Origin of the sequence: Bifidobacterium apri (assembly GCF_009299485.1) — a bacterium.
Lineage (GTDB): Bacteria > Actinomycetota > Actinomycetes > Actinomycetales > Bifidobacteriaceae > Bifidobacterium > Bifidobacterium apri.
Genome location: NZ_WBSO01000005.1, coordinates 16,732 through 28,614 on the forward strand (window position 1 = coordinate 16,732; position 11,883 = coordinate 28,614).

Consider the following 11,883-nt stretch of genomic DNA (forward strand, 5'->3'; position numbering starts at 1 on the left):
GGACAATCCCCACGCTACGGCCGAAGGAAAAATGCGGAAAGTGTACGACAGGCCGTACCGATATGCCCGAAAGGACAATAGCCACACGACGATCATGTGAGTACAGTGGGCGACATGAGCGAAGCAGGAGGGCATCCGGGCGGCGAACCCGGTAGACGGATGAGCACGGGAATCATCGGGACGGACAGTACCGCCGGAACACCCCAGGCGGCTCCTGCCGCGGCATCCACGCGCATCAGGCCCCAAACACTATCCGGCTCCGGATACGGGTATGGGTACGGATACGGCAGCGGCCCATCCCACGGTGCATCCCAGTACCAACCACCGTACGCGACGCAGCGACCTCAGCAGTTCCAGCGGCCACAATCACAACCGGCGCAACCTTATATGCCGCAACCCCCATATTCGGCACCCCAGTGGCAAGCAGGAAACGCCAGCACTTCCAAAACGGCCAACAGGAAACCGCGACGCATCACCACGGTAATGCTCGCATGCGCAATCGCCTGTGGACTCGTGCAACCGGCGTTCATATACGAAGGCATGTCCGCGTGGCATAGCGATATCGGCATGTTCTGGTCGCTCATCGGGCTGGTCACCGGCGCCGCGCTACCGTTCCTGCTGCGCGAGCGCGACGAAAAGCCTGAATTCGTATGTCTGATCGTCGCCATCGTGACCATATGTCTGCCAATCAGCCCACTGACCGCCCTCATGGCGCAAAGCGCGTTGATCGCCCGTCGCGAGCCGGATCGCCGCATCTACGGACTTATCGCACTCAGCAGCGCTGCGACCGTCATCTCCCGTTTGCGCGACGCCCTGATGCCCGCCGAATACTCCATCATCGGCACGATGCTGTCCAGCACCAACGACCAAGGAGATGTCACCCACGCCGCAAGCCGGCAAGGCATGCTGCTGGCCGGACTGCTCCTCGCCGTGATATCCATCGCCATCGCGGTGATCGTCGGCGTGGCGAACCGCAACACTTCACGCGCCCAGCGCGCCCAACGGCAAGCGGCGCAACAACAAGACCGCGCGCAGATGCTGCAATCCGATCTTGCCAGCCAGCAGCTGGCGGATGCAATCGCCACAGAAGCGCATGACACGCTCGCACACAGCCTGTCGCTCATCGCTGTCAACGCATCGGCGCTGCAAGTGCAATGCGGGACGCTCACCGCGGGGAATATCACCGATCAGCAGGTGCACGACATCGCGCAGCGTGCGGAAGATATCCGCAAACAGGCGGCCGGGGCTTTGGACGAAGCGCACAGCATCATCGACCTGCTGCACAACCCGAACAAAGCCCGGCAGACGCTCGGACCGGACGATGCCACATCACTGTCGCGCGAATCATTAAGCAGCTTGATCGCCGAGGCGAAAGCGGCGGGCGCGCACATCGACACGTGGATTGACATCCAAGACATGGGCGCCATCGATCCGGATATCACGAAAATCGCCTACCGTACGGTTCAGGAAGGACTCACCAACGCACGGCGGCACGCCCCCGGACAGCCCATTGAGCTGGAAGTCACCTGCTCAGCTGCACATGGCATCAATGTGCATATCAGCAATCCGACCGGCGTACAGACGTCAGAGCATACCGCCGACAACGGCAACGGCATCAGGGCCGAGCGCGAGCCCATGGGCAGGCCCGCGGGCGGTAACGGCTTACGAGGCATCCGCGAACGTGTGGCAGCAGTCGGCGGCACATGTACATGGGGAACCGACAAGCGCAGCGTCTTCCATCTTGAGGTATCGCTTCCGCCGCGAAGTGTTCAGCGACAGCCTGGTGCCGAACGAAAATAGGTGCTTCCCGTATTGCAGCGGTGCCCAGTATCCGTGCTCCCGGTATCATGGAGCCGTGCGGACACAGGAGAAAATCGAACGACCGGATGACACGGCAGCGGGCAGCGAAGCACCGATTACCGTGATTATTGCCGATGATGATCCCATGATTTGCCAGACCATGGCGCTGATTGTGCAGGATTATTCTCGCGGTCGGATCCGCGTGCTCGACACTTGCACGGACGGGTTGCAGGCCGTGGCCGCCGCTGAACGGGATCATCCGGATGTTGTTCTCATGGATATCGACATGCCTACCATGGACGGGATCGAAGCCACCGATCGGGTGCGGCGCGTAAGCCCGGACACGCATGTGCTGATTCTCACCTCGCTCAGTCCGCAACGCACCGTGGAACGTGCCGTGGAAATGGGTGCGGAAGGCTTCGTCTCGAAAACCGACGCGCCGCAAACCATCATCGAACGTCTCATCGCCGTATGCCAAGGCGAACCGCAATTCAATCAAGCCGCACAACGCCAGTTGCTGGACGATATGGCGAGCGCACGGCTCAACGCCCGAGAAGACGAAGCGAAACGCATGCTCGAGAGTCTGCCCGAGCGGGAGCAGGAAACCGTGATTTTGGCTGCGCAGGGCATGAGCAATCAGGAGATCGCCGAACGGATGTTCATTTCCGAACGCACAGTCAAAGCGCATCTATCCAATGCCAGCGAACGCCTGAGCATGAACCGGGTGCAGTTGGCGAGACTGGTGGAGCGCGCCGGAAGATAGTATCGGCGCATGATGCGCGTCAGCGACCAGCCCCATGCCGCTCAAGCCGCTTGGCCAAGGCGGGCGTCACCTTGATTGCAGCCCAGATGGAACGCACGCCGATCACGCACAAATACAGGGCGAACAGGTTCGCGCCCATACGCGCGCTGATAGAGCCGGCAATCCACGTGCCAGCTGGGGTCAGACATGCCGCGACCACGCCGATGATCAGGCCGTCACGCAGGTTGACCAGGCCGCGCCGGACATTCGCGACGCTGCCTGCGATGGCATTGGGAATCATCATGAGCAGGGACGTGCCACGAGCCACCAGGTCGCTCGCGCCGAACGCCAGCGACAACGCCGGAACGACAATCGCCCCGCCGCCGATGCCAAGCAGGCCAGACAACGTGCCCACGAACACGCCGAGCAGCACCAGCAGAGCACCGGTCAGGAATGTCATGTGAATCGTACCGTCACGCGACGGCGTGCCGACGATCTGCGAGACAATCACAAAGACCAGGAATGCGGCGAACGCCCAGCGCAACACCATTTCCGGCAGGCGCGACAGCAGCCAGCTGCCAAGTTGCGCTCCGACGATTGTGCCACAGGCGAGCAGGAGCGCGGCGATCCAGTCCACATGTCCGGATTGCGCGTACGAAATCACGCCGACGATGGCGGTCGGAATGATCGCGGCGAGCGAGGTGGCGACCGCATGCCGTTGTGTCAAGCCAAGCCAGACCAATGCCGGCACGATGATCGTTCCGCCGCCGATGCCGAATAGACCGGACATCAGGCCCGACAGCACACCCACCATCGCCAGCACCGCCACACGACGGACAAGATTGCCCCCGAGTGCATCATGATCCTGTGTGTTGGAATACGCCATGGGTGTCCTTTCCCGCTTTCCCACTTTCTCGCGCGCATGAATGCGACACGGTCGGCACCAACTGTAGCGCGCCCGGAAGCCGCACAACGTCCTCGTTCCATGCCGGTTTCCCGACGCTTGTGTTGCCTCCCGATGCCCTCGTTTCCTTCAACACCCTCGTTTCCTTCAACACTTCCCGGAAACCCCCGTTTTTCTTGCGCAATGCACACGACACGCGCCCAAAGACAAGGAAAACGCGAGCACATACCATACAACCAACGATGCCGGCACGGTGTGGGGCAAGAGGAAACGCGCCGAACCGGCACAGCGAAAGAACGACAGACCTCACGGACCAAAGGAGTGCAATGACGCGCATCACTATCATCCCCGGAACAGCGAATGACGGCACCAATCTGACGGCGGTGTACGCGGAAAACACCGACGCCGATGTGGCGTTCGCACTGATTTTCCCCGGCAAGGCTCTCCCCCGCTTCGTTCATTGGGGGCGCCCACTGCCGCACCCGGAAACCTTGGTGCACCTGTATGACGCGCTGAAACCGCAACGCGTATCCGGCGCGTTGGACAACACCGTGTGGCCGAGCATCCTGCCCACGCAATCAGAATCCTGGATCGGCGCCCAGCGCATCGATATCTGCCGTGATGGTCGTGAGCTGTTCTGCGATTTCACTGTTACCGCCTTCAGCCCGGCTGCTGGTGACAACGACGGGGCGTCCATCATCAGCGTCGATGCGCAAGACGCCGAACAGCAGGTCGCTCTGCACTGGACCTGCGAGCTGACGGATTCCGGGCTGATTCGTCAATCCGCCGCCATCACCAATCTCGGGAGCGGCACTCTTGCCGTCAACGGCATTGAACTCGGGTATCCTCTGCCTCAACAAGCGGTGGAAATCCTCACCACCACCGGTCATCATCTGCGCGAGCGTTCGCCGCAACGCCAGCCGCTCACCGTCGGCCGTTTCGAGAAGCTTTCCATGGCCGGGCGTCCTGATTTCGACGCGTCCTTGCTGCTCACCGCAGGCGCTCCAGGTTTCGGCTTCGAGCACGGTGACGTGTATTCCGTGCATGTCGGCTGGAGCGGCAACAGCGTGCTGTCCGCGGAACGTCTGCCTTACACGCAAGGCGTGATCGGCGGCGGGGAAAAACTGTTCGGCGGAGAAATCACGCTGGAGCATGGCGACCAATACACCACGCCATGGGTGTATGGCGCGTTCGGGACAGGGTTAAACGAGGTCGCACACCGTTTCCATGAGTTTGTGCGCGCACAGCACCCCAATCTTGCGAACAAACCGCGTCCGGTCATCCTGAACACGTGGGAAGCGGTGTATTTCCAGCATGATTACGACACGCTTGTCCGGCTCGCGGACAAGGCCGTGGACAGCGGTGTGGAGCGGTTCGTTGTGGACGACGGATGGTTTGGCTCCCGGCGTGACGACACTTCTGGGCTCGGCGATTGGCAGATCGCGCAAGACGTGTGGCCTGACGGCGCGAAAAGCCTGAAAGCGTTGGCGGACTACGTGCACGGCAAAGGTATGGAGTTCGGCCTGTGGTTTGAACCGGAGATGGTCAACCCGGATTCCGACATGTTCCGCAACCACCCGGACTGGGTTCTGCGTCCCGCCCCCGGTCGTCTGCCGATGCAGGGCCGCTCCCAGCAAGTCGTCGATCTGACCAACCCGGATGCGTACGACTACGTGTTCGGCGCGATGGATCATCTGGTCGGCGAACTGGGCATCGACTACATCAAGTGGGACCACAACAAGCTCGTTACCGAAGCGGTGTCGCCGCGTACCGGCAAACCGGCGGTGCATGAGCAGACGCTTGCCGTATACCGGATTTTCCGCGATCTGAAACTCGCGCATCCCGGGCTCGAAATCGAAAGCTGCTCGTCCGGCGGCGGGCGCGTCGATCTGGGCATCCTACGCTACGCCGACCGTATCTGGGCATCCGACTGCGTCGATCCCGTGGAACGCGCCGATATCCAGCGCTACACGTCATTGTTGGTGCCGCCCGAGATGATCGGTGAGCATGTGGGAGCCAGCCCTGCGCATTCGACGCACCGCGCCACCAGCCAAGACCTGCGTATGGATATGGCGTTCTTCGGGCATATGGGCATCGAATGGAATCTGCTCAAGGAGCCGCAGGAGGATCTGGACAAACTGGCCGCATGGGTGCGCGCGTACAAGGAGCACCGCGCCATGTTCGAAACCGGAACGGCAGTGCATGCGGATACTGCGGATCCCGCCGTGCGCTTGGACGGTATCGTCAGCGCCGACCGCTCGCACGCCGTGTACCGATTCACTCAACTGACCACGTCACAGACCTACCCGGCTGCGCCAGTCGATTTGCCTGGCCTTGACCCGGATGCCGTATATCAGGTCAAGCCGTTGCCGGTCAGTCTGGACCTTGACGCCGCCGGCATCGGCAACGGGCAGTCCACCCTCGGCTGGTGGACCGCCGACGGTGTGGCATTGCCTGCGGTCGCGCTCGAAACGTATGGCATCCGTCCCCCGAGCCTGCACCCGGCGCAGGCCGTGCTGTTCGAAGCCGTGCGTGTGTGAACTCTTCAGTCGCAGACGGTTTGTTCACCGTCTGCGACTGAAGAAATCGGCAAGCAGACGGGCGCATTCGGTTTCGCATACGCCGCCGTACACTTCGGGGAACGAGCCGACGTGCGGGTCACGTGGGATATCCCATACTGAACCGCACGCACCCAGTTTGGCATCCCAAGCGCCGAACACGATACGCCCGATATGGGTTTGCAAGCACGCCCCGGCGCACATCGGGCACGGTTCCAAGGTCACAACCAGTGTGCAATCGGCAAGATTCCAGTTTCCCAGCGTGCCGGCGGCTTGACGCATCGCCTCGACTTCGGCGTGGGCCAATGGGTCGCCGCCATGTTCACGCCGGTTGCGGCCACGGCCAAGCACCGCGCCGTCAGCGCCGATGACCACTGCCCCGACCGGCACTTCCCCATCGCGTGCCGCTTCATGCGCAAGATCCAGCGCCAGCCGCATCGACTCGCGCAGCGTCCCACCGATTGTTGCGTAATGTCCCGTTTCCGCCATATCAGCCAGTGTAGTGGCAGAGTCCCCACGCGCGGAACAGCGCACAATCCTCTGCCGTCAAATCCCCTGCCACCAATCCGTACCTGATCTACAGCCAATCCGTAGCCGGCAGCGAACAGAATTCATCTGCACCCGGTACGCTGGGAACAGCCGCATGCATCATGCGTCAGCGCAACGCGCCACATCACCCAGCCCAAGGAACGGAAGGCGGCATCATGACGGAACTGACCCTCGTCCTGTGCATTGTCGGCGCGGTCGTGGTGTCATCGTTCCTCAGCCGGTTCATTCCCAAAGTGTCCACGCCGCTCGTGCAAATCGTGCTCGGTGCGCTGGCATCGCGACTGCCGTTCTTCCCTGACGCCACGCTGGACCCGGAACTGTTCATGGTGCTGTTCATCGCTCCGCTACTCTATCTTGAGGCACGCAGCATTGATAAAACAGCATTGCTGAAGAACCTGAAACTATCGCTGTCGCTTGCCATTGGCCTGGCAATCGCCACAATGATCGCCGTAGGGTATGTGACGCATGCCGCATGGCCCGCCGTACCACTTGCAGCCGCGTTCGCATTGGGTGCCGCCCTCGGCCCGACTGACGCGGTCGCGGTGGCGTCCCTGAGCCATGAAGCCACGCTGAGTGAACGGCAGCGCGGGATCCTCAAAGGCGAATCCTTGTTCAATGACGCTTCCGGCATTGTCGGCTTCCAATTTTCGATTCTCGCCGCAATCACCGGCACATTCTCCATCGGGGCGGCCGCCGGGGAGTTCGCGGTCTCGTTCTTTGGCGGGACTGTGCTCGGCTTGGTGTTCGGCGTGTTCGCCAACTGGCTGTTCGGATTGATGCGATCCTTCGGCTGGGAAACCACCACGTCACGCATCCTGATGGAATTGTTCCTGCCGTTCCTGCTGTATTTGGGCGCCGAAGCGATCGGCGTATCCGGCATTCTGACCGTGGTCGCGGCCGGGCTCATCGCGCGCTATGACCGCAGTGGGGTCGGCCCGAATGTCGCCCGCACCAACATTGTCTCCTCCAGCGTGTGGGCGGTGCTGTCGTTCGCGTTGAACGGTTCCGTGTTCATCATGCTGGGCATGATGCTGCCCGACGTGCTCGGCACCACATGGTCGGATCCCACTGAGAGCAACTCGATGCTGCTGGGCATTATCGCCTTGGTGTCTGCGGTGGTGGTCGTCATGCGATTCGTGTGGGTGGCCGCCATGCTGCGCATCGCCCGCGACCAGCGCACCGGGCAACGGCGACGGATGACCGCTCAACGGTGGCGTTCCGCCGCGATCATGACCTTCGGCGGACCGAAAGGTACCATCACGCTATCCCTGATGTTCACCATCCCGTACACCATCGCCGCGGGCGCTGATTTCCCGATGCGCGATGAGCTGATTTTCGTGGCTGCCGGCGTCATCATCGTCACGCTGCTGCTCGCGAATTTCCTGCTGCCGTTGCTCGCCCCGAATCACCGGCACAGCACCAAGGAAATGGATGACATCACCGTGGAAGTGCTGCGTCAGACCGTCGAGGAGCTGACCCGTCGCGTCACCCCGGAAAACCGACGTGCGGTGCTCGTGGTCATCGATTCGTATACGAAGCGCATCACACGGCTGAAACACCGCCTTGGCAGCGCCGATCCACAAGGTTTCGAAGCCTTGCAAATCGAAGCGTTGACATGGGAGAAAGACTTCCTCAAACAGCGAATCATCGACCTGAAAAACGAAGAGACCGGCACGCCGGCGGCATCCCATCAGCGCGACCTGCATGTCGAGGCTTGCGAGCGCATGCTTGACCAGCTGATGACCACCTTGCGTCATGCGACCGCGGGATTCGGCAATTCACAAGCGGTATCGCAGATTCGCGGCAGGTTGCGCGCGCTGCAACGCCGCACATCACTGTTGGCGAGGCGGATCTACAGCAAGATTCTGCGCACGGCTCCGCTGATGAGCGAGGACGAAATCTATGCGGCGGTACGAGGCACCCAGCTCGAAGCGATTCATGTGGTCATCGGCAAGCTGTATGAGCAGATGCATGCCGGCACGTACAATACTGAGGATTGTTCGGCATTGATCCTTGATTATCAGCGCGCCGAAGCGTCGCTGCGCAACCGGCCGAATGTGGAGCGCAGCGCCGAAACCATCAATGAGGTGGAGGACGTCAAACGCGACAGTTATGCGATTGAGCTGGGCATTATCCAAGATTTGTTCGAGGACGGGCGGATCAGTCGCGCCCAGTTGCGGCAGTTGCGGCGCAACGTGTACGTGATGCAGGTGGATGCGGATTCCGGTGTGTGAGCGAATCCTCACATGGATGCGCCGGATGATCGTTCGAAGCGCAAATCCGGGACATCCGATACGCATGGTGTGAGCCAATCCTCACACGATGGCACCCGACAGGCTGCAATCAGCAGATTCAAGCCGTCCGAACCCCCATTGTGTGAGCGAATCCTCACAAACTCATCCTTGTTGGGCCGAAATCAGCCAGATTCAAGTGATGCAACCCCCACTGTGTGAGCCAATCCTCACACAGCAGGCACGTTGCACAGTGCACCGGGCACCGAGTCACCCCGATTCCGCGCCGCCACCCCGATTCACAGCATACCGGACGTGATGTTGTGCAACATCAGCCACTGGCGCAGGTCGTTGAATTCTTGCAAGCTCACCGCGTGGTCGAGGCCGCGGTAGCTTTTCTCCGTCAGCCAAGTGTGTTCCTCCAGCCACGCAGACATCGCGTGGATCTCATACGCCGGAATCACGGTGTCGGCTTGACCGTAACCGAAGAAGGTCGGGATTTGCAGGTCGGCGAGCCGGTCATCCGCAGGAGCTGTGCCCGGAACCTGCGCAGGGGCGAGGAAGCCGGACAGCGAAATCGAAGCGCGGTATCGCTCCGGATGCACGCGCAGCAAGTGGATGGCCAGCAATCCACCCTGGGAGAAGCCGATCGGCACCACGTCACGCTCTGCGGGGATATGCTCCGACACCCACGCATCGATTGCGTTGGCGGCGGCGAAGGCGTCACGATCCAGATCCTCGCCGGTCGGCACGCAATCGTGGAACCACGTGTAAGCACCCGGAACCGACCCGCGCTCCTCCTGCAAGACGAGCGGCGCACGCAGCGATGCGAAATCGTTGTAAGGCGCCACGTAGCGCATCATATCCGCCAGATCCTGCTCGTTCGACCCCCAGCCGTGCAGGCACAGCAGCATCGGACGATTGGGCTGCGCGTTGCCGCCTCCGCGCGACCATTGGGCTTCACGCACCTGCATCGGTTCGCCGAACCGCCCCGGCACTACGTTCGATTCACGACCCACCAGCTGCGAAGATTCACTCATATCGCCCAATATACCCGCTTGCTGCTCGACCTCGCACCAAAACGAACCATACGCGCTCTCGCCACACGAACCGTACCAACACTCGATGGAGAGACGTTCTTTTCCCGTGCGATAATAGCGTTCATCATCACACGGTTTTAAGCCGTTCTGGCATGATTGGGGCACCACATGACGAACATCAACAACACCGCTACAACACACAGCAAAGCGAGCATTGTTACCATCTCAATCATTGCCGTCGTTCTCATCGCGCTTGTGATGGTTTGCGTTCCTTGCCGCCGATTGTGGGAGTCTCCCGGAGGGACGTCGCCCTGGACTTCATCGCAAGAAGCGACTGTCACTGTAACGGTGAGTGACAGCGACGGCAAGCCAATCAGCGGATGCACGTGTGATTTCACTCCGCAAGATGGAAAAGTGCACACCCTTGAGTCATATATCTCCAACGAACAAGGGAAATTCGCATCGTACATCTCACCGCTTGGCGATGTGGACGTGGACGTGTCCTGCACTCCCCAGCGAAGCCGGGTTACGCAGACACGCCAAGTGCACAGATCGATTCACCTTTCACGCAGTGGAGAGAGCAAACACATCACCGTTACCGTTCCGGATTGAGTGTCGAAGCCAGACATTACGCATCACGCCGGGTATCCACCGTATGACTCCCGTCGCGCAACTCATCGCACAATCCGTATGGACGCTCACTGTACGGTGCTGATGGTGCCGCCCCACTGTTCGCGCAAGGCTTCGATATCGGATTTCTGCCCGAAGGCGATCCAACGTCCGCCGCTGAGGAGACACCAGTCGCCTTGGGCGCGCGCGTCGCTGGAATAGCTGTCCAACGTGGACGAGATTTTCGATGTGATCGCGTTGCGGTACATCGAAGCGGCTGATGCGCTGTCGAAGGTGACGAACGCCATCCGCGTGGTTTTGCACACCGCCACGGCGCTGATGCCTGGATATCCGCTGACATCCATGGACTGCCAGCCGTCAGAACACCGCTGGGTTGATGCCTCGATATCGGTTTCCATACGCGACACGCTGTTGACCGGAGCATCATCGCGTCCTGAAGCCTTGATGATGCCGTCCGGGAAGAAGTTGCCGACCACCAGCGCGCTGGCGATCAACATGCCGGCCAACGCGGTCAGCACGATGGCGACGGTACCTGCGTGGCCTCCTTTGCGGCGCTTTGAATCCGCAACGCGGGCGGCGACGACAAGAATGACGGCCAAGATCGCAAACACACAACCAATCGCGGTGTAACCCGAGACTGGCAACACCGCCAGTTGAGACATCTTGCCGGGTGCGACCGCACGCACTGCCGCGCATGACGCCGCGATGAGCGACACCAACGCGCTCAGCGCGGCACCGCCGGCAATCCACCGTTCCGCGGGGATGGGCTTGCGCTGCCGCTTGGGTTTGGGCGCCGCCAACGCGTGCGGGTCCCGCCCCTCGCCGGCGTGAAATTCATGCTCATGCACCGCTGGTTCATCCAGACGATCCGGTTTATCGCCGGCGGTGTGGCCGCCATCGGCTGATGCCCGCCGAGGATCCGATGGGTTGCCGGCGCCGGAATCGGCAATGTCGGCTGCACCTGTCTGAGCCAGTTGCGGACGTGCGGGCTGTTGCGCGGAATCATTATCCTCCGTCTGCCCGCCGGCGGCAGATATCCCGGCGGCATAAGCCGCCGACGCTTGCGGCGATAACGACAATCCATCGTTCTCTTGTTGCAGTCTGGCCATCACATCGTCGTCCGGCTGAGGAGACGCCTGGGCACGGTCGTACAGGCCATTCCAAGGATGAAGCGGGTCTTGCCACGGATTGTCGTCGGCAGAGTCGGCATAGTCAACATAGTCAGCGGAGTCAGCATAGAGACGATCGTCATCTTGGTTGAAATCATCCTCATCCGATATGGTCTGCCGCGACCGGGAAACCTCATCTTCTCCGGTTTCCGGCATTCCGTCCGCCTGCGGGTCTGCAGAGCTCCTGGAACCGATGGGGAACGCCTTTCCGTCGTCTGTCATCATGCCCTCATTCACGTTTCAATCATGCTTATGCAAGA

At 61.1% G+C, this 11,883-nt stretch carries 8 protein-coding genes; 4 read left to right on the top strand and 4 right to left on the bottom strand.

Annotation, left to right across the window (positions count from 1 at the left end; translation table 11 throughout):
* Positions 1 to 114 precede the first annotated feature (114 nt).
* Both DSM100238_RS04750 and DSM100238_RS04755 read left to right on the top strand, forming a co-directional pair.
* A complete protein-coding gene (locus DSM100238_RS04750; RefSeq protein WP_152355557.1) occupies positions 115 to 1,800 on the top strand; it encodes a sensor histidine kinase in 1,686 nt (561 codons plus the stop codon).
* 55 nt (positions 1,801 to 1,855) lie between these two features.
* Complete coding sequence (locus DSM100238_RS04755) at positions 1,856 to 2,563, top strand: response regulator transcription factor (protein ID WP_152355558.1); 708 nt, start codon at positions 1,856 to 1,858, stop codon at positions 2,561 to 2,563.
* A gap of 19 nt (positions 2,564 to 2,582) precedes the next feature.
* Here the strand turns inward: DSM100238_RS04755 and DSM100238_RS04760 are convergent, their stop codons facing one another.
* On the bottom strand, positions 2,583 to 3,428 hold the full coding sequence (locus DSM100238_RS04760) for a sulfite exporter TauE/SafE family protein (protein WP_152355559.1): 846 nt from the start codon (positions 3,426 to 3,428) through the stop codon (positions 2,583 to 2,585).
* Positions 3,429 to 3,772: 344 nt separating this feature from the next.
* Between DSM100238_RS04760 and DSM100238_RS04765 the strand changes: the two genes are divergently transcribed.
* Entirely contained in the window at positions 3,773 to 5,986 is a 2,214-nt protein-coding gene (locus DSM100238_RS04765) for an alpha-galactosidase (RefSeq protein WP_152355560.1), read from the top strand.
* A gap of 24 nt (positions 5,987 to 6,010) precedes the next feature.
* Here the strand turns inward: DSM100238_RS04765 and DSM100238_RS04770 are convergent, their stop codons facing one another.
* Entirely contained in the window at positions 6,011 to 6,493 is a 483-nt protein-coding gene (locus tag DSM100238_RS04770; protein WP_376830991.1) for a nucleoside deaminase, read from the bottom strand.
* 215 nt (positions 6,494 to 6,708) lie between these two features.
* Here DSM100238_RS04770 and DSM100238_RS04775 point away from each other — a divergent pair, with 215 nt between their 5' ends.
* Complete coding sequence (locus DSM100238_RS04775) at positions 6,709 to 8,787, top strand: cation:proton antiporter (protein ID WP_152355561.1); 2,079 nt, start codon at positions 6,709 to 6,711, stop codon at positions 8,785 to 8,787.
* 296 nt (positions 8,788 to 9,083) lie between these two features.
* Here the strand turns inward: DSM100238_RS04775 and DSM100238_RS04780 are convergent, their stop codons facing one another.
* Both DSM100238_RS04780 and DSM100238_RS04785 read right to left on the bottom strand, forming a co-directional pair.
* Positions 9,084 to 9,824 (bottom strand): alpha/beta hydrolase, encoded by a 741-nt coding sequence (locus DSM100238_RS04780; RefSeq protein WP_152355562.1) that lies wholly within the window; start codon positions 9,822 to 9,824, stop codon positions 9,084 to 9,086.
* Between the two features lie 698 nt (positions 9,825 to 10,522).
* Positions 10,523 to 11,845: an MFS transporter gene (locus DSM100238_RS04785; RefSeq protein WP_152355563.1), complete on the bottom strand. Its 1,323-nt coding sequence runs from the start codon at positions 11,843 to 11,845 to the stop codon at positions 10,523 to 10,525.
* Positions 11,846 to 11,883 lie beyond the last annotated feature (38 nt).